The sequence below is a fragment of the Priestia sp. HNGD-A6 genome, from assembly GCF_045784335.1.
GTDB classification, from domain to species: Bacteria; Bacillota; Bacilli; order Bacillales; family Bacillaceae_H; genus Priestia; species Priestia zanthoxyli.
This window is the reverse complement of the sequence record NZ_CP138621.1, coordinates 4,872,008-4,889,759: the sequence shown is the minus strand read 5'-3', so window position 1 is coordinate 4,889,759 and position 17,752 is coordinate 4,872,008. Positions and strand designations below refer to the sequence as shown.

Genomic DNA, 17,752 nt, shown 5'->3' with positions numbered 1-17,752 from the left:
GACAACTAGTAAAATAAATCATTCTTTTACCTAACTGTACGGGTACAAATTAAAGGAGTAGGACCTATGAGTTTGAAATATCTAAAAATCATGGAAGAAATTAAGCTTGGCCTAGCAAATGGATCGCTTATTGCAGGTGGTAAACTCCCTTCTGTTCGCCGACTCTCCCACCATTTTTCGTGCAGCAAGAATACCGTTATTAAAGCGTACAGCGAATTAGAAAAAGAGCATTTAATTTATTCTGTTCCTAAAAGCGGCTACTACGTTGTGGCAGAATTTCAACATAGGACGAATGAAAATGAAGTGATTGATTTCTTGTCTGCTGGTCCAGATAAAAACGTTATGCCTTATCTTGAATTTCAGCATTGTATAAACCAAGCAATTGAACACTACAAAGAAGAGCTTTTTACATACTCTGATCAACAAGGCTCTTACTCATTGCGGGTACAGTTAGTGAAACACTTGCAGAGCCTACAGGTGTTCACTCAAGCTGAAAGGTTAGTTGTTGTATCTGGGTCTCAGCAAGCTCTTCACTTATTAGTTTCTATGCCATTTCCAAATGGAAAAAATAATATCCTGATTGAACAGCCCACTTATTTCGGTTTTATCGAGTCTCTTACCCTGCACCAAACTACTACTTTTGGGATCGAGCTATCGATGGAAGGGATTGATCTTGATCGTTTGGAGTACATTTTTCGAAATAATGACATAAAATTTTTCTATATTATTCCAAGATTCCATAATCCTCTTGGACATTGTTATACAAATTTCGAGAAGAAAAAAATCGTGGAGCTGGCCGAAAAATACGATGTATATATAGTCGAGGATGACTTTTTGGGCGACCTTGATCCCGATGCAAAATCAGATCCTTTATTTTCTTTTAATCCTTCTGGACGAGTCATTTATATTAAAAGCTTTTCGAAAATTTTTCTTCCTGGGTTACGCATTGCTGCTATCGTGCTTCCTTCGTTAATGAATAGCAACTTTTTACGATATAAATTCAGTTCAGATTTTAATAGTTCAGCGCTTTCCCAAGGCGCTCTTGAAATTTATTTAAAAAGCGGCATGTTTACTAGTCATCTTAAAAAGATAAAAGAGGTATACCATACCAAAATGCAAACTCTTGTAGAAGCATGTGATTCACTGCTGCCCGCTCATACACATTTTTCTAAGCCACCTTCAGGATTCTATTTATCCATTAGTTTACCTGAGCATGTGAAAGCAAAACAGATCGTCCACATGCTAAACGAGCAGCACATATATGTTGATGATGCTTCTAGATTTTTTTTACCAGAATATAAACGAGACACGCTTCTCCGATTAAGCATCTCACAAGTAAATAAGAATACGATCAAACGAGGGATTGAACAGCTGGCTCAGTGCATTACTTTAATTGATGATAGAAAACATCATCCTATTCCAAATAACCTTTTCCCCTTGTAGAATGGGAATTTAACGGACATACTAAACGAAAAGAAGCCAAGGAATTAGCATCCTTGACTTCTTTTATTTAACCGTAACGGTTATAAGAGGCATGTTATGCGTCCCTTTTGCAGAAACATGTGACTGCACGGTATATGTGCCAGGCTCAGAGAAAGATGTTTGTATCTCATATACACCTTTTCCTATTTGTTTAGGCTTTAACATCTTCCCTTTCCCTTCGCCATCTTTTTTCTCTATTTCAAATTCAATCATTTCAACGTCATCATTTTTTACTTTTTCGTCTCCATATGTAACTTCGGCTTTGTAGATACCGTTTTCATTTTTCTGTAACTTCTCTGGGCCTTGAAGGTTTACGTCCAACGGTTTTGGCTTCTCAGCATTTGTGCTTTGAGCAGGTTCCTGACCACAGGCTGTTAAAAGTAAACAAAGACTGATTATAGATATACTTATTCTTTTTTTCATGTATTCATCTCCTTTTTAAACCCTTTGTTTAACTATAACGCGTATTGCAAAGAAAAAAATGAATTTTTTAAAAAAAGAAGGATTTTTAAAGATTTTTTAAGAAAAAAAGTTCATACTGATACTAACTAGATTTTTCCAAGGAGGAAGAAAATGAATTCCGCTAAATCTCCAGCTAAAAAATCATGGCTACAGACGTTAATCAAAAATAAAAGTGAGCGTAAAAAAGTGATCTTTATCTTTACTATCTCTTTTTTACTAGTTGTAGCAGGGCTTATTTACGTCCCTATTTATAAACATTCCCTTCCGCTTGATTCTAAAATATACGAAGGGAATTTTAAAGAGCTTGGTTCTATCGCACGAATTGGTTTCTTTGCAGCTTTAGCTATTTATCCTATCTTTTTATTATTAAAATGGAAACCGATATCGCAAATTAAAAAAGGAAAGTTTGAGTTAAAACCGCTTATTCAGTTTTTAGCCAAGTACGTTCGTCAGTGGCACGTTCCCGTTGCCCTTATATCAACTGCTTTGATTATTTTACATGGTTATATGGCTTTGATAAAAGGATTTCAAGCAAATTTTACGTACTTTTCAGGAATTATCACGATGGCTGTTCTAGCTTGTCTGCTCGTGATGGGCGTGAAGCGCTATAAGCGTACAGATAAAAAGTGGCATCTTAAATTTGCTATCTCTTTTTTGGTTTTGTTTATGATTCACGCTACCTTTTCATAACTTGCCATTGTTTAAAGTTTTTTTATATAGGGTACAGTTCACAATGAATACATGATATGTATCACTATACGTTTTACATCATTTAGGAGGTATAAACATGGCAAGAGTGTTAGCTGTATTATCAAGCGGATACGAAGAGAAAGATTATCACACAGGTTGGTGGGCAGAAGAATTATTTGCTCCGCTGCAAAAGCTTGAGAACGCAGGACACACCGTTGACTTAGCCTCACCTTTTGGAGGTAAGCCGGAACTAGACGTTCGAAGTATTTCAGAAGACTTTGATCCAGACGGAACGTATAAGAAATTATATGAGTCAGGAAGAGCGGATCAGACAATGAAACTTGAAGAAGTAGATGCTGAGAACTATGACGTTATCTTAGTAGTAGGCGGCCACGGCGCTATGTTTGACTTAGCAAAAAATGTGGACTTGCATGCACTTATGAACAAAGTGTACGACAACGGAGGTATTTTAGCAGCTGAGTGTCACGGACCTTCTGTGTTTGCTTTCTTGAAAGGATCCGATGATGAACTGTTAATTAAAGGACTAGACGTAACCGGTTATCCTGATGAAATTGAACCGGAAGAAGTACTTCCCTTTTTACCATACAGTTTAGAACAAGAACTTCGTGAAGTGGCTAATTACATCCCTGAGATGGATAAAAAAGCATATGCTGTTTGGGCAAATGATCAAATTGTCACAAGCCGAGATCCTTTTTCTTCTGAGTTAATGGGTGATGAATTAGTTAAAAAGCTAAATAAATAAACTAAAAAAAGACTGCTCGAAAGCAGTCTTTTTTTGTTTGTTCTATAGGGATGTTTGAAACTGCTGCTCTACCAAACGCCGGTAAAAAGAATGAGAGGCTAACAGCTCTTTATGCGTTCCGCTTCCTGTAACTTGCCCTTCTTCTATTACAACAATTTGGTCCGCATTAATGACCGTAGATAGACGATGGGCAATGACGAGTGATGTGCGTTCTTTCATTACTGTCTCCAATGACTCTTGCACAAGCTTTTCTGACTCGGAGTCCAAGCTAGCTGTCGCTTCGTCCAGTAATAAAAACTGAGGATTTCGTAACAGCGCTCGGGCAATTGCAATACGCTGTCGCTGTCCTCCTGAGAGATTAATACCTCTTTCTCCAATCATTGTTTCATATTGAGCTTCAAAGGACTGAATGAAATGATGAGCATTCGCTAACTTTGCTGCTTCTTCTATTTCTTCATCCGTCACATGCCGCTCTAATCCGTAAATGAGATTTTCTCGAATTGTTCCTGCTAAAATCGGAGAATCTTGCTGAACATAGCTAAATAGGTGACGCCACGAACGTAAGTTGACGTTTTGACTGTCTGTTCCATCCAAGAATATGTGACCCGATGAAGGCTCATAAAAGCGTTCGATAAGAGAAAAAACAGTAGATTTTCCAGCTCCGCTAGGTCCAACAAATGCGGTAACTTCTCCTTTTTTAGCAGAAAATGAAACTTCCTGCAATACGGGTTTATCTTCATATTGAAAAGCAACTTTATCGAACCTTAAACTCCCTACCTGTTCAAGCACTTCTCCATTTTCATAGTTCTCTTCTTTCTCAGCTAATATATCAAAGATTCTTTCTGAAGCTCCTTTAGTTTGCTGAAAGCTCGTAACAAATCGGGTAAGTGAACCAACCGGAACCATAATTTGAAAAAGGTAAAGAACAAAAGCCACCAGCTCTCCTGCAGTGATAAATCCCTCACTCACCCGGTATGCACCAAACCCGACGATGGCAATCATAACAGCGGTCATCACCGTGCTAATAATCGGTGTAATGATAGCTTCAATTTTAGCTCTCTTTACACCGAAGAGGTAGAGTGACTGAAACGATTGTAAGCCTGAATCAACTTCTTTTTTCTCTGAACCGGATACTTTAATCAAGCGAATTTCACTCAGCATTTGAGCTAAAAAAGCTGTAAGCTTGGACATTTTATCCTGCTGCTCACGTGAAATTTTATGTATTTTTCTCGCTAGCGGCATAACCAGTACAAACATAACGGGAATAACCGCTAATAAAATGAGCGTCATGGGTACATCAAGCGTAAATAAAATAACAATGGCAACGATAATAGATAAAATATTTTTAACAAAGTCAATCATTTCTGTTGACAATAAGTTCATCACAATGGTTGTATCATTTGTAATGCGGCTTACCATTTCACCGGAACGATTTTGGTCGTAAAATGAAACCGGAAGCTTTATGAGCTTGTTCCACACTTTATGTCTGAGTTCTTTTACAACACCTTGGCCTACTTGAGCAAGGAGATAAAGAGATACTGCGCTTGTTGCCATTTGAGCAGCAAATAAACCAAGGAGTCCTGCTATAAGCTGCGGTGAGACGCCTACTGCAATTTTCTCCATCACTTCTTTAATGACAAGAGGAATAGAAAGCGACGCTCCGGTATTAATTAAGGCCAGTATGAACGAAATGAGTAGCTTTCCTGTCGGAGGGTTCGTTAGCAACCATAATTTTTTAAATGAAAAATGAATTCCTTTTTGCGTATTCATCTTAGTTCCTTTCTACTTCTTTTAATAGGTGATATCAACACTTTACCTTCAAAGTTCTATCTTATTTTACACCATTTCCTTTCTCAACCTGAACTTCTAAGCTTTTACCTATTTTTTAAACTCGTCTATACAAAAATGACAAGCTGGTCATATACTGTGGTACACTGAATTCTTTTACTAGATGAGAGGTTGAATAAGGATGTCTGTTTATATTAAATCTATTTCTATTGGCACAATTTCTGGCGGGATCGTTATTTTTGGAAACGCAGGAAATATATCGCCTCCAAGCGGCTCTACATCCGGCTCCGGTTCTAGTTCCCAAATGCCGATGCCCCCTTCTCCGAGAAATGGCCCGAGAGATAACACTACTTTTAATGGCTAATAAAAAAACAGTGAGATATTTCTCACTGTTTTTAGACTTGAATACTTGTCATCATCGCAATATAAAAAGCAAACACAAACAAACCCGCACTTAATACGCTGAGCCATACTGTCTTTTTGTAAAAACAAACAAGTAAATACACAAAAAACAGCAGTGCAACAAATAAGAATAGGATTCCTACAATCGTTACGTGAAACGTTAGAGGCAGCGTCACTTGTTTCCCATAGATAAAAGGAAGAATCGATGAATCCATTGCCATATGACTTATATTAGTTGGCGGCGATTGCGTTACCATGATAGCTGTAAATAAAAAAATGATAAGCAAAATAATGCTTTCTGCTCGAATCCACATCACGGGCTTATATTCTGGATGTTTTATCGCTTTTTTCATAAGAAAGCCATTGATGACGGCAAATGCAAGCAGCGGAATAATCGTAATATGCTTTAACAAAAGAGATTGCCCGTAATCTGTAGCCCATGAATTTACATAGTTGGACAGCCCCATGATAATAACCATCGAAATGAACCCACTTAATGAAAGAAGCACAAAACAAGCGATCGCAAAAGGAGTAAACCAGCTTAAGAAACTTTTCCAATTGGAGGTTTCTTTTGAAAAAGCGGCAACAATCAGAACCACTCCTCCCCACAGTCCAACTGCTAAAATATGAAGGGAATGAGACAACATGCCGCTAAGCACAGAAGCGGATGCTGCGTGACTTGCGTAGGCGATTCCTCCCACTAAGGCTACAGTCAGTAATGTATACATATGGGGGTGGCTCTCTATTGAAACAGCAACCATACATAAAATAGCAATCAGTACAACAAAGATCCAGGCGTGTCCCGTTCTTGTTTCCAATAATACAAGACGAACTATTTCACCTAACCCTCTTATTTTTGAAAAAGATAAAATAATCTCAAGCGAATTTCCAACCGAAAAAAGAGCGACAGCCGCTGCACTTGCAAGTAGCCATCGCTTTGATAATAAAATTGTTGGCTTTTTTGTAAGGGGCACATATTGCAGTACGGCAAATCCTAATAATAAGGAAAGAGCTACGTATGTGAACCACTCAAAAACAGGCAACAAAACACTCATCTTTTTAAGCCTTTTTCTTTCTGAAGATTAAGAGTAATGCGCCAACCACCACTACAATAGCAATAATCATGATAACAAAAAACGATGAAGAATCATTGTTCTCTGTTTTCTCATCATTTGCTGTTGCACTTTTTTGGTGCTGTTCGGATTGCGTGGCGCCTTGCTTTTTTTCACTATCTTTTCCGGCTGCTTGAGTATTCTCTTCTTTCGCTTCATCTTTCACATCTACTTTAAAAGCAATCGAATCTTTCATTACATGACCATCTTCCCCTACAATTTCCCAGTTTACTGCGTAAGATCCGTTTTCAAGAGGCTGATCAACAGAAGCTATTAAATCATGCCCCTCTACTTTTTGCGATGCAAGTGAAATTTTTTGTCCATCTTTTGTAATGGTCACAGTACTGATTTTCTCGATGGGTGTTTCAAAGGTTAATTTAATTTCTTTTAGAGGAGCTGTAACAGTTGCACCATTTTCCGGTACTGTTGTTTGCACATGTGTATGAGCAAAACTAACTGTCGGGACAGCTAAAAAGCATGCTAAAAGTAAACCTATTATTTTTTTCATATTTATGACTCCCTATCTCTTTTTTCTTTTTCATTCATCATATCCAAAAATGTTTTTATGTAGACGTTTCCGAACACGATCTATTTTCCTAGTAAGTGTACTCCTTTTTCACTCAATCTCACAAGAACTATCACCAATTCGTTATAAAATGTTCACAAATCCTAGGAAATATGCTGCTGTAATTTTTTTGAATATTCTTTCAGGTTACCTTTGAATATAGTAAAATAGTTAAATAAGATGGCTGACTTTTTTATAGCTTAAAATCCCATACAGAAAGGATAGGAACAATGAAAAAGTATACGTGCCCTTGCTGCGGTTATCAATCGTTAGACAGTGATGGTGACTATGATATTTGTGAGATATGTTTTTGGGAAGACGATCCGTATCAAAAGCTGAATGCCAATGAACTAGGAGCCAACTCTATTTCTTTAATAGAAGCTCAGCAAAATTTTCTAGTTTATGGAGCATGTAATAAGGAAAGCTTACAGCACGTGAGAAAGCCTTCTGTTCAAGATGTAAAAGATTTTAACTGGAAACCTATTATAAGTCACGAATAGGAAAACTAGTTTATAAAAAAAGAATGCTTGTGAAAGCATTCTTTTTTTAAATCAGTAAGAAGTGGAAACAAACGTAGAAAGCACATTTGTAAACTTATAAAAAGTTTGAGTTTTAGACGAAGCTCTTCCTTGTGAAGTGAATGAATGAAACATAGCACTTCGCAGCGGTTGGCTAATCTCTAATTGAATACTTTTGCCGGTACGATTTTTATTTGCAATATTTTTAGGGTTAATGCCTGCAATCTCATCATGCCCTTTTGTAATCAGTTCCGCGGGAAATCCATTTTGATTTAATAATTGCGTTAATTTTTTTGCACGTTCCCGATCAGTTCCCCCCACAAAAATATGTTTTTCATTCCCAGAATACCCGTGAAGAGATAAAACATTATCATACATGCTTACCATCTTACGCGCTGTGGGCTCATCAAAATGAGTGCTTGTGAGGTGCAGATCTCGCGAACCTTTCGATTTTAACGATTCGAATAGGTAAAGAGCATTTTGTTTGCTAAGCTCTTTGGCAATTTCGCTTGTCCCGCCTTCAATTCCTCCACCGTGTGGAGCAAAGATAAGGACAGGGCTTTTCGCTTCTTTAGTCGTCACTTTATAGCTAGCTGAAGACTCGTGCTGTGAGAGCTGCTTGAAATTTTGATATTTATCAGTTGATGCACTAGATGTGTCTTGAAAAGGTGAAATGAATAAAACGAATAGACAGATAAATAAGGTAGAGAAACTTACTAAACGATAGCTTTTCAATTTGTACTCCCGCTTTCTATTATGCAATAAGACCTAAAACATTAGAATCCTAAAAAATCCAAAAATAATATTTTAGTAGTCTTATTTACTTATCGTTTGAAAATACAATTTATTTAATAGTTCTTAATACCTATTTATACTATTTAAAAAAACTTCAGCGCATATCCACTGAAGTTTTTTACTTTTTTGTTTTTATTTATTTAAAGCAAGCGCCAAACTAATTTTATCCAGCCAAAGAAGGCGATCCATAAAGGTATGCTCAAAGATGTTCCCCACGCTAAACCAATTAAGAAGTTTCCTCTTTCAATCATACAAACCACTCCTTATGAACATTGTAGGTGAACAAGTACAATTCTATACCTTCACTATAACAGAAAGCGCTTTCATTTAACAGTCACTTACACGTTTTTAGTGCTATATTCATACAGAAAACCGAATTTCAAATAGATAAAGGGCAATATATAAGAAAATGAATAATTACAAGGTGTAAAAGTATAATAATCTACTAAAAAAAAAAGAAACCTTCTTTGAAGGCTTCTTTTCTAGGTGTTTTTTATTGTTCGCCGCTGCGCTGCAAGCGATTCTCAATAAATAGGCGCTCAACAAATTTATTTAGCTGGGCTTGATACAAACGGCGCTCATCTAGCGTTTTTGCGTCTTGTATTTGCTGTTTAAAGCGTTTGATTTGCTGTCTTTGTTCAACCGTTACATGATGAGAAAGAAGCATAGGTCCCCCTCCATTTCACTAACGTTTGAATTAATTAAACCAAGGTTTACCAAAACAAACAACAAACCTGTTAGCTTCTCTTACATAAATTTTTTACTCAGCTTCTTTAGCTCCAACTAATGCTAAACCTGGGCCGTACGGCGTTGTATGGACATCTAACATTAATTCATTTGTATAAGGCACAATGGAAGCTTCCATTGCTACTTGTACTCCGTCGACTTCATACATTTCATCATTTTCAAAAGGCTCTTCAAAAGCTAACCCAATGTTAGGGATTTCACAGCTAATTCCTTTGAAATACAAGCGAATTCCTGTTATCTCCTGCTCTTCAAGTATATTGTTAATTAATTGTTTTGCTTCTGGTGTAATATGCATGACTACCCCTTCTTCCTTTCAATACTCTTGCTCTATCCTATCATATCTTTAGAGTTTTTAAAGAGAATAACTGCAATTTAAAAGCATTCTGATTATTATTTAATAATAATTATAAATAAGTATTGATTTTAATTTGATATTTGATATAATATAAACATAAGATAACAACAACTCATTAGGAGGCTATTAACTATGAATTTAGAAAACGTATTGAACCAACAAATTGCCGATTTTAACGTATTATATACAAAGCTACATCGCTTTCACTGGTATGTAAAAGGGCCTCAATTTTTTACGCTTCATGAAAAATTTGAAGAATTCTATAATGAGACGGCGGACTATATAGATGAATATGCAGAACGATTACTAGCCATTGGAGGAAGCCCAATTGCTACGATGAAGCAATTTTTACAAGCAGCTACTCTTTCTGAAGATGGGAATGAGCAAACGAGTGAAGAAATGGTAGAAACCTTAATTAATGACTATACGCTACTTGTTAAAAACCTAAAAAATGCAGTTGAAAAAGCTGAAGCAGCACATGATCACGTAACAGCTGACTTATTCATTGGGACAATTGGCAACATTGAAAAACATATTTGGATGCTAAAAGCTGCTTTACCTGTAAAAACATCCGTACATGCATAAAAAGAGCCCAATCGGCTCTTTTTTTACGTTTGTTGATTTCCTTTTTTTTGTTTTTGCAGCCACATAAAAAAAGACATATCATCGTAAATGTCATCTTCTAGCACAGCCTTATAGACATGATCACTCGTATAGTAGCGATTATATCCGCTTTGCTGCTTGAAAAATAAAATACATTCCCGCTTCTTTTCAGTGAGAAGTGATTTTAATAATACTTGTTTCTCAACTTTGCCCTTCACGATATTTTCTGGAAGCACGGAAATATCAAGCTTCCACTCTTCACCCTTCTGAATCATATACACACTCCACTGATACTTACCTTTTTCATTAGCAAATATCATCTTATAAGGTTGAAAACGCTTTGTAAGCTGATACCCCATGTGAAAAATAGATTCTTCATCCATTTCATCATTTCCTACGTAAAAATTAATGATGCGATTTGTCATGACATTTAACTCAAAACTCTCCCCTGAGAGCGGGCAACCGTACTCTCTTAACAAATTAAATAAACGGTTGGATACCACCAGTTGATTTGCTTCATGTTTTAATTCACTTGAGTATGACAGCAGCTCATTCATGTTTTTTGATTCCCCTATCTATAGATCGTGAATTGTTATTGATATTCGCTTTTTTTTTATAAAACCCTTTCACTTTTACCCTTTAATTAACTAACTAGAGGTAAATTAAGTTATGTAGAGCAACATTTTATGAATAAATCAAGTTTGAGTATAAAACTTGAAGAAGTTTAAAGACTATAGTCGATACCGATTTTAAGGAGGACTTAGTATGAATAATCACGAACTTCCTACAAACATGCAAACTGGAGCTGTCCCCCCTCAATTGAACCATGGAGGGCATGAGCTGTTTGACGTTCATGAAACACTTGCCGGCTCGATCAATGTAATGGATCAGTTTATGATGTTTAGGCAATATGTAAAAGAACAAGAGCTGCTTGATATTATTGATCGGCAATATCAGTTTATTTTAAATGAATATAATTTAATCGTAGAAGCTTTTTCTACTGGCCAAAAGCCGGCCGGTTCTACACATGTATATAACATGAAGCAGTCTCATACCTTTGTTTATGGCTTAAAGCCTTCGCAGCCTAAAAAGCCGAATCAGTCCGTTGAGGAAATTAATGAAAAAGGAATTTCAGGTCATATGCTGGGTCTAGTCAAGTCTCAAGCATCTCTTTTAACTATGACAGCTTTAGAAATAACTAATCCTGTTGTTCGCCGAATATTCGGAGACAGTGTTCCTAATTGGATTGAAATGGCTTATGAAATTTCTCTTTATCAAAACAAACATCATTATTATCAAGTGCCGCAGCTTGCAAAAGAAGATATGCAGCAAATGATCACAAGTTTCGCAAAAGCTACTGCCTCTCCTCAGATGCCTAATAACCATAAGCTGCATTAATTACAAAGAGGCTGGGGCAAACGTATTTTAATTAAAGGAAGATCCGAACGATTCATCGTTCGGATCTTTTCATTAGTATAGTGAATATAGGTTATGTTTAGAGTTGCTTCTAGCTGTTGATTGGAGGGAAAGGCGAAGACTCCTGCGGGAAGTGAAGTCATGCACGGAAATCAACAGCGGTGGAAAAAGCGATCCATACTCGACCATTTATCCAATTTGTTCCCCTTTAGATTCGATTGATATAGTTGTGTCTCAATCTCTTTTGCGCATATATTTCAGAAAATGACAAAAAACTATGCATTTTGAATTATTTTCTGAATATTTGTAGTATTTTGATTAATTATGTATTATAATACAGTTAACTAATAGAAAGGAGTGAGAGATGCATCATATATACTCGGATTACAGTTAAAGGAGGTGTCATAACACGCTCGCAATACGTTTGCTAAAAGTCAGTTGAACTGTAGAACCGATATGTGATAGACCATGATGGTAAAGTTAAGATTAATTCCCCTAAATGAACATGTAACATAATAAACTGCTTCTTTTTCTTTTTAAAGATAGAAGCAGTTTTTTTATGTGCGTTTTTCTTTTCCCGATTTAATACATGTTTTCTCCACTTTGGCTAACACTTAAGATATACATTTACATACAAGGTGGTGACTTTGATGATCGCCGTAAAATTACTATTAGTCGCAGTTTTGATTGCATTAACTGCTTTTTTTGTAGCGACAGAATTCGCTATTGTAAAAGTAAGGAGTTCAAAAATCAATCAGCTTCTAGAAGAAGGAAATAAAAAAGCCGTATCTGCCAAACATGTTATTACGCATTTAGATGAATATCTATCCGCTTGTCAGCTTGGTATCACCATCACGGCTCTCGGGCTTGGTTGGCTTGGTGAACCGACGCTAGATCGGTTGCTTCATCCTCTTTTTACTACCTTCCATACGAATGAGCCGCTTGCTGGTATTTTATCTTTTGTCATTGCATTTGTTGTTATTACCTTTTTACATGTTGTCTTAGGAGAATTAGCTCCTAAAACGTTTGCTATTCAAATGGCTGAACAAATTACGCTGAACTTTGCAAAACCGATTATCGTGTTTTACAAACTTATGTATCCGTTCATTAAAATATTAAACGGCTCAGCTCGTATGTTGACCAAGATGTTTGGTATAACGATGATTTCGGAAAATGAAGCTGCTCATAGTGAAGAAGAACTTCGCATTTTGTTATCTGAAAGCTTTGAAGGCGGTGAAATTAATCAGTCCGAATATCGATATATGAGCAAAATTTTTGATTTTGATGACCGTTTAGCTAAAGAAGTAATGGTCCCACGAACGGAAATTGTAAGTGCTTCTAAAGATGACGTGGTAGAGGTTTTTTTGCAAATTGCAAATGTCGAAAAATATACCCGCTATCCAATTGTTGAAGATGGAGATAAAGATAAGATAATTGGTCTCGTTAATATTAAAGAAATTTATAACGACATTGTATTTAACGAAAAAGACGGAACTAATACGTTAGAATCATATGTCAAGCCTATTTTTAAAGTAATTGAAACCGTACCTATTCATGACTTGCTCGTAAAGATGCAAAAAGAACGCATTCAAATGGCTATTCTTTTTGATGAGTATGGTGGAACCGCGGGGCTTGTGACAGTAGAAGACATTATTGAAGAAATTGTGGGAGAAATTCGAGATGAGTTTGACACGGACGAAATTCCTTATGTACAAAAAATTAAAGACGATCACTATATTCTTGACGGAAAAATGCTCATTAGCCAAGTAAATGATTTACTCGGTACGGATATTAGCGACGAAGAAGTAGATACCATTGCCGGGTGGGTGTTAACCGAAAAGTTTGATGTGACCAAAAATGATATCATTCAGCATGAGCAATTTTACTTTAAAGTTTTGATTATAGAAGATTTTCACATTAAGTATATAGAAGTAAAAAAAAGAAAGAAGAAAGAAAAAAAGGATGATCATCATTAATCATCCTTTTTAGTTGTTTAAAATCCCTTTTACCAATCGTCTCCTCCATCAAAAAAGTCTCCATCCAACAGATCCTCCCCGGCTTCTTCAATATCTTCTCCAATTTCACCAAGCGCCGAGTCTTCAAACATATCATCGATCAAATTCTCAATGAGCAGCCCGCCTAACATACCGGCTGCAAAGCCTCCCATTGCTCCTCCTAACCCGCTCATACGTGGATGATGTGAATGCTGATCATAGTGAGAAGGCTTATAATATTCATAGTCTCGAGGATTTTCCATCATCTCTTCCATCGCTTCTTCCAGCAAACGAGCGATAGTGGATGGATGGCTTAGTTCATCATTTGTAAAAAAGAGTTCGTTTTTTATTTCCCTCTCCCGGCCGAAAGAAGGCAAATCTAGCTCCAATAACACTCGTATACCTTCTCGTTCAATGGCTACCTCAAACTCAACCTCATTTACATATCCCTTTAAGAAGTCTGTAGGAAAAAATGCAAATTCTTGTTTGTATCCGTTAAATTTTCCTGAATGGTGTTTTTCTCTAAACCCAAGTGCTTCAAAGCCCTCTACTAGCTGATATAAGCTTTTTGGTGCTTTGATGCGCACAGGATCCCGGTCTGTTGAGTCAACTCCCCCTTCAATATCTAAGTGTGTCTTAAAGAAATAGCTAACGTTGCTCGCAGAGATTGGAAGATCCAAAGGTAAATGATATGTAAACGGAATTTCCTTTTTCTCACCTTCATTAATTGTAAATGAAGAAGCTGCGCGCAGGCTTTCCACACGATGTGTATGCATTTGACCGCTTTTCATTTGAACTTCAAGCCAAAATTCAACATCAATTAAATTAATATGTTGCTGAACGTTTCCACCTTGGATGACAATAGCTCCTTCAATTACTTGACCGAGCGTATAGGCCGTTTCATTTAGTCGTAAATCCACTTTGGCAGCTCCAACTCCAATTTTAGCAAACATTTTTTTAAACATTTTTTTCCTCCTCCAAAATGCTCTTACTATATATACGAATTATACCGTTTATAAGTTTCAACTTACAAAAAAAGAACTCAATTTCTTGAGTTCTTTCTGTTGCTTTGAAGCTCCTGTATTAAAAAACCCAGCCCCAACAGCAGTTACGTCTTTTGCAGCAATGACGTTTTCTACAACCGCCGTGATGTCCGCCGTGATGACAGCCACTGTGGTTACCATCGTGATGCCCTCCATCGTGGTTACCGCCATGGCCTCCGCCATGACAACCGCCGTGGTTACCGTCGTGACCTCCGCCATGGTTGCCACCGTGGCCTCCGCCATGACAACCGCCGTGGTTACCGTCGTGACCTCCGCCATGGTTGCCGTCGTGACCTCCACCATGGTGACATTTTTTATGACCTGAACGATGATCATCATCATGTTTAGGACAATGATCGTTATGCTTATAATCGTTATGACAGCATTTTCCTTCATGGCTACTTCTTGGATCATAACCAGAAGTTTTGTAATAATACTGATTAGAACACCAGCAACAGTTCTTTTTGTTGTTGTAATTCACATAAACCATCCTTATCTATAAATAAGATTTATATAGGCAATTTTATACCTATATATAAATAGATTATGTAAACTAGTACAAGGAAGTGCATTGCTGTGGGCCATGACCTAAGCCTGTTTTTAGGAGTATATGCGGGGCAGCTAAGACAAGAAAAAAGCCATCTAAAGATGGCCTTTTTTATATTTGATTTTTCACTTTACTTGCGCTTTCTGCATAAAACTCTAGAATTTCTCTTCTTCTCACAATTCCAATGAATACGCCTTGATCATCCGTTACAGGCACAAAATTTTGGTCAATTGCCTTTGAAAGGATGTTTTGAACTTCATCATATATAGCAACTGGGTTATAATCTTGATAGCGGTCAATCTCTGTTAATTTAATATTTTCCGTATCTTGAAAGCGATAGTCTCCTAGGCTTTTTAACTTCCAAAGAAGATCTCCTTCAGTAAGAACGCCCACATATTTACCATCATCGTCAACCAGTGGAACTGTAGAATAGCGATGATACTCCATTTTTTCAAGAGCCTGTCTTAATGTGGAGTGAATATTTAATGTTACAACATCACTTTTTGGTACTAAGAAAAATGCAATATTCATTTTTTAATCTCCTTTTCCTTACCCGCTCATCTTACAATTTCTATTTATTTGTTCAGTTTTCGGCTTATTTTAATGTTTTAATCATACAAAATGCAGCTCGCAGTTATCTTACATTTACAACTATAAGCTGTCAATCCTAAGCTATGTAATTTCGGCTTCATATTTCTTTATTACAGTACCCGTTTTCTAAATAATCAAATCCTAATTTTTAGAAAAAACCGTCTAGTTAAAATGATTGCTCCTGCAGCTGCTGCTTTATACTAATAAGGGCCGGAAGAGCTACTTTCAGCTCTTCTTCTCTGCGATAAGAACGCAACTGAACCTCATTATATGCTCTGTTTATACTTTTTGACTCATGAAAAAGTCCCACATGATTCGGCTAGCATTGGGGCCTTTAGGATCCGTATAGCTGCCCGCTGAATTCCCTCCTGACCATGCATGCCCCATTCCATTGATAATATATTTATCAATAGCCAATTCTCCCTTACTGCTTTCGTAGCGATACGTTGTATAATCCCGTCCAAAGAGGATTTTTTCCTCTCTCGTTTTAACAGGGCTATTCTGAATCCATCCATCTATTTTTCCGTTATAAGCAAGATTATTCGTTGTAATCCACTGGTGAACCACTTGATCTGCATTGGCTACATTTACCGTCGAATCGGCGTTACCATGAAATACAATGAGCGGCAGTGGCTTTGCCCGTTTTCCCATTTGCTGATAAGCAATTCTTCCTTGTTTAACGGGGGAAGGACCTTTACTGGCCATGACGGAATACGCATTAAATACGTTAAGAGCCGCCTGATATTCGATACCTGCTGACACACCTATGCCAGCAAACAGTTCTGGATACGTTACCCCCATGACGATGCTCATGGCTCCTCCTGCTGACAGACCGGCAACAAACACTTTATTTTTCTGAATAAAGTGCATGTTTTGGACTTTTTTTACAATCCCTGCAATAATCGCTGGCTCGCCAAATCCTCTAATTTGATGAAGCGGTTCAAACCAGTTCCAGCATTTATTCATATTTGAGTTAGAAGACTGCTGTGGATATACGACAATAAATTCCTTTTCGTCGGCGAGCTCATTCATTTGCGTGCCTATCGCAAAATCATCTGCATTTTGTGTACATCCATGCAGCATAACCATTAGTGGGTAAGATTTCAAAATATGATAGGATTTAGGTAAATAAACCTTGAATTTTTTTCCTTTATGAGTATATGTTTTAAATGATTCAGATGACGCTTCTTGTTGTTCACTTGAAGACACGAGCGTTGACGTATTTATAACATTAGGTAGTGAACCCAACATGGTACCCCTCCTCTTTTTGTCAACGTTTTCATTTTTCTTCCCAATTACGTCCTGTATTACAATACTACATATTATTTCGTTTTTTTGCACGTTCTACATACTCTAAGAGTACAACTTGTTTTGGTTTTAAGCCGTTTTTTATATTCTTTAAAATTGGGATTTTTTTGCTATATATATACTTTATTACTATATATGAAAATTGTCACTATAATCATGAAAAAAGGACAAACATGCCGTTTGCCCTTTTATTTGGACCTTGATGTTTACATACCTTTTGCCGAATTAAGCATCTATACTTTTATTATATGATGCTCCCTATCATTTATATGAATTTATTGCTCTGCATGTTTAAATCTGTAGCCTTTTATCATTTCATGCTCTGCTTTTTATTCACCAATTCTATAGGAGCAAATGGCAAGGTCCTGGTGTGGAAGCCACGTTGAAAAAGAAGCATCTTGAATAGCAAATGTTTTGGGTTAACCTCTTCTTTGTTCGCAACATTCATACAAAGGCTGATTGTAATCACTCTTTTCCCCTCCTTTTCTTTAAATAGGTATAGCCAAGAGGTGCTATTAGAGTAGATTCCTTTATTTTGCATACATTTTTTAGAAAACTATGGTAAAAATAA

Annotated in this window: 20 protein-coding genes; 7 read left to right on the top strand and 13 right to left on the bottom strand. The window is 36.8% G+C overall.

The window, feature by feature from the left end; genetic code table 11:
• Positions 1–66: 66 nt before the first annotated feature.
• The gene (locus SCI76_RS25445; RefSeq protein WP_048019011.1) at positions 67–1,443 is read left to right on the top strand and encodes a PLP-dependent aminotransferase family protein; all 1,377 of its coding nucleotides are present in this window, start codon (positions 67–69) and stop codon (positions 1,441–1,443) included.
• 63 nt (positions 1,444–1,506) lie between these two features.
• Here SCI76_RS25445 and SCI76_RS25440 read toward each other — a convergent pair whose 3' ends face one another.
• Positions 1,507–1,905, bottom strand: coding sequence for a FixH family protein (locus SCI76_RS25440; RefSeq protein ID WP_048019010.1), 399 nt, complete (start codon positions 1,903–1,905; stop codon positions 1,507–1,509).
• 150 nt (positions 1,906–2,055) lie between these two features.
• On the opposite strand from SCI76_RS25440, the gene SCI76_RS25435 reads away from it, so the two are divergent.
• Both SCI76_RS25435 and SCI76_RS25430 read left to right on the top strand, forming a co-directional pair.
• A complete protein-coding gene (locus SCI76_RS25435; protein ID WP_028412804.1) occupies positions 2,056–2,634 on the top strand; it encodes a hypothetical protein in 579 nt (192 codons plus the stop codon).
• 97 nt (positions 2,635–2,731) lie between these two features.
• The gene (locus SCI76_RS25430) at positions 2,732–3,397 is read left to right on the top strand and encodes a type 1 glutamine amidotransferase domain-containing protein (RefSeq protein ID WP_028412803.1); all 666 of its coding nucleotides are present in this window, start codon (positions 2,732–2,734) and stop codon (positions 3,395–3,397) included.
• Between the two features lie 42 nt (positions 3,398–3,439).
• Here SCI76_RS25430 and SCI76_RS25425 read toward each other — a convergent pair whose 3' ends face one another.
• The 3 genes from SCI76_RS25425 to SCI76_RS25415 all read right to left on the bottom strand — a co-directional run bounded on the left by SCI76_RS25425 (position 3,440) and on the right by SCI76_RS25415 (position 7,207).
• Positions 3,440–5,167, bottom strand: a complete 1,728-nt coding sequence (locus SCI76_RS25425) for an ABC transporter ATP-binding protein (protein WP_034270099.1) — start codon at positions 5,165–5,167, stop codon at positions 3,440–3,442.
• Positions 5,168–5,580: 413 nt separating this feature from the next.
• Entirely contained in the window at positions 5,581–6,642 is a 1,062-nt protein-coding gene (locus tag SCI76_RS25420; RefSeq protein WP_255901423.1) for a copper resistance D family protein, read from the bottom strand.
• 4 nt (positions 6,643–6,646) lie between these two features.
• Positions 6,647–7,207, bottom strand: a complete 561-nt coding sequence (locus SCI76_RS25415; protein WP_047750564.1) for a copper resistance CopC family protein — start codon at positions 7,205–7,207, stop codon at positions 6,647–6,649.
• Positions 7,208–7,494: 287 nt separating this feature from the next.
• Between SCI76_RS25415 and SCI76_RS25410 the strand changes: the two genes are divergently transcribed.
• Positions 7,495–7,764, top strand: coding sequence for a CPCC family cysteine-rich protein (locus SCI76_RS25410; protein ID WP_063247731.1), 270 nt, complete (start codon positions 7,495–7,497; stop codon positions 7,762–7,764).
• A gap of 51 nt (positions 7,765–7,815) precedes the next feature.
• On the opposite strand, the gene SCI76_RS25405 is transcribed toward SCI76_RS25410, so the two are convergent.
• From SCI76_RS25405 to SCI76_RS25395, 3 genes are all read right to left on the bottom strand, one after another.
• Positions 7,816–8,517 carry a poly-gamma-glutamate hydrolase family protein gene (locus SCI76_RS25405; RefSeq protein WP_063247730.1) on the bottom strand — a complete coding sequence of 234 codons (702 nt, stop codon included), beginning with the start codon at positions 8,515–8,517 and terminating at the stop codon, positions 7,816–7,818.
• 553 nt (positions 8,518–9,070) lie between these two features.
• A complete protein-coding gene (locus tag SCI76_RS25400) occupies positions 9,071–9,244 on the bottom strand; it encodes a hypothetical protein (protein ID WP_013057683.1) in 174 nt (57 codons plus the stop codon).
• Positions 9,245–9,337: 93 nt separating this feature from the next.
• Entirely contained in the window at positions 9,338–9,619 is a 282-nt protein-coding gene (locus tag SCI76_RS25395) for a hypothetical protein (RefSeq protein WP_013057684.1), read from the bottom strand.
• 192 nt (positions 9,620–9,811) lie between these two features.
• On the opposite strand from SCI76_RS25395, the gene SCI76_RS25390 reads away from it, so the two are divergent.
• On the top strand, positions 9,812–10,264 hold the full coding sequence (locus SCI76_RS25390; protein WP_028412796.1) for a Dps family protein: 453 nt from the start codon (positions 9,812–9,814) through the stop codon (positions 10,262–10,264).
• Positions 10,265–10,287: 23 nt separating this feature from the next.
• Here SCI76_RS25390 and SCI76_RS25385 read toward each other — a convergent pair whose 3' ends face one another.
• Positions 10,288–10,839 carry a hypothetical protein gene (locus tag SCI76_RS25385; RefSeq protein ID WP_033579460.1) on the bottom strand — a complete coding sequence of 184 codons (552 nt, stop codon included), beginning with the start codon at positions 10,837–10,839 and terminating at the stop codon, positions 10,288–10,290.
• 208 nt (positions 10,840–11,047) lie between these two features.
• Here SCI76_RS25385 and SCI76_RS25380 point away from each other — a divergent pair, with 208 nt between their 5' ends.
• Positions 11,048–11,680: a spore coat protein gene (locus SCI76_RS25380; protein WP_028412794.1), complete on the top strand. Its 633-nt coding sequence runs from the start codon at positions 11,048–11,050 to the stop codon at positions 11,678–11,680.
• Positions 11,681–12,348: 668 nt separating this feature from the next.
• The gene (locus SCI76_RS25375) at positions 12,349–13,674 is read left to right on the top strand and encodes a hemolysin family protein (protein ID WP_047750563.1); all 1,326 of its coding nucleotides are present in this window, start codon (positions 12,349–12,351) and stop codon (positions 13,672–13,674) included.
• A 29-nt stretch (positions 13,675–13,703) separates the two neighbouring features.
• Here SCI76_RS25375 and SCI76_RS25370 read toward each other — a convergent pair whose 3' ends face one another.
• The 5 genes from SCI76_RS25370 to SCI76_RS25350 form a co-directional block, all read right to left on the bottom strand.
• The gene (locus tag SCI76_RS25370) at positions 13,704–14,657 is read right to left on the bottom strand and encodes a sporulation protein (protein WP_063247729.1); all 954 of its coding nucleotides are present in this window, start codon (positions 14,655–14,657) and stop codon (positions 13,704–13,706) included.
• 57 nt (positions 14,658–14,714) lie between these two features.
• Entirely contained in the window at positions 14,715–15,131 is a 417-nt protein-coding gene (locus tag SCI76_RS25365; protein ID WP_063247728.1) for a hypothetical protein, read from the bottom strand.
• Between the two features lie 262 nt (positions 15,132–15,393).
• Positions 15,394–15,813, bottom strand: coding sequence for a CBS domain-containing protein (locus tag SCI76_RS25360; protein ID WP_033580628.1), 420 nt, complete (start codon positions 15,811–15,813; stop codon positions 15,394–15,396).
• A gap of 339 nt (positions 15,814–16,152) precedes the next feature.
• Positions 16,153–17,124: a PHB depolymerase family esterase gene (locus SCI76_RS25355; RefSeq protein WP_033580627.1), complete on the bottom strand. Its 972-nt coding sequence runs from the start codon at positions 17,122–17,124 to the stop codon at positions 16,153–16,155.
• 367 nt (positions 17,125–17,491) lie between these two features.
• Positions 17,492–17,650 (bottom strand): hypothetical protein, encoded by a 159-nt coding sequence (locus tag SCI76_RS25350; protein WP_155404450.1) that lies wholly within the window; start codon positions 17,648–17,650, stop codon positions 17,492–17,494.
• Positions 17,651–17,752: the final 102 nt, after the last annotated feature.

Coding starts and splice junctions, on each gene's coding strand:
- SCI76_RS25445 (WP_048019011.1), top strand. CDS start 67: ATGAGTTTGAAATATCTAAAAATCATGGAAGAAATTAAGCTTGGCCTA.
- SCI76_RS25440 (WP_048019010.1), bottom strand. CDS start 1,905: ATGAAAAAAAGAATAAGTATATCTATAATCAGTCTTTGTTTACTTTTA.
- SCI76_RS25435 (WP_028412804.1), top strand. CDS start 2,056: ATGAATTCCGCTAAATCTCCAGCTAAAAAATCATGGCTACAGACGTTA.
- SCI76_RS25430 (WP_028412803.1), top strand. CDS start 2,732: ATGGCAAGAGTGTTAGCTGTATTATCAAGCGGATACGAAGAGAAAGAT.
- SCI76_RS25425 (WP_034270099.1), bottom strand. CDS start 5,167: ATGAATACGCAAAAAGGAATTCATTTTTCATTTAAAAAATTATGGTTG.
- SCI76_RS25420 (WP_255901423.1), bottom strand. CDS start 6,642: ATGAGTGTTTTGTTGCCTGTTTTTGAGTGGTTCACATACGTAGCTCTT.
- SCI76_RS25415 (WP_047750564.1), bottom strand. CDS start 7,207: ATGAAAAAAATAATAGGTTTACTTTTAGCATGCTTTTTAGCTGTCCCG.
- SCI76_RS25410 (WP_063247731.1), top strand. CDS start 7,495: ATGAAAAAGTATACGTGCCCTTGCTGCGGTTATCAATCGTTAGACAGT.
- SCI76_RS25400 (WP_013057683.1), bottom strand. CDS start 9,244: ATGCTTCTTTCTCATCATGTAACGGTTGAACAAAGACAGCAAATCAAA.
- SCI76_RS25395 (WP_013057684.1), bottom strand. CDS start 9,619: ATGCATATTACACCAGAAGCAAAACAATTAATTAACAATATACTTGAA.
- SCI76_RS25390 (WP_028412796.1), top strand. CDS start 9,812: ATGAATTTAGAAAACGTATTGAACCAACAAATTGCCGATTTTAACGTA.
- SCI76_RS25385 (WP_033579460.1), bottom strand. CDS start 10,839: ATGAATGAGCTGCTGTCATACTCAAGTGAATTAAAACATGAAGCAAAT.
- SCI76_RS25380 (WP_028412794.1), top strand. CDS start 11,048: ATGAATAATCACGAACTTCCTACAAACATGCAAACTGGAGCTGTCCCC.
- SCI76_RS25375 (WP_047750563.1), top strand. CDS start 12,349: ATGATCGCCGTAAAATTACTATTAGTCGCAGTTTTGATTGCATTAACT.
- SCI76_RS25370 (WP_063247729.1), bottom strand. CDS start 14,657: ATGTTTAAAAAAATGTTTGCTAAAATTGGAGTTGGAGCTGCCAAAGTG.
- SCI76_RS25365 (WP_063247728.1), bottom strand. CDS start 15,131: ATGAAGGAAAATGCTGTCATAACGATTATAAGCATAACGATCATTGTC.
- SCI76_RS25360 (WP_033580628.1), bottom strand. CDS start 15,813: ATGAATATTGCATTTTTCTTAGTACCAAAAAGTGATGTTGTAACATTA.
- SCI76_RS25355 (WP_033580627.1), bottom strand. CDS start 17,124: ATGTTGGGTTCACTACCTAATGTTATAAATACGTCAACGCTCGTGTCT.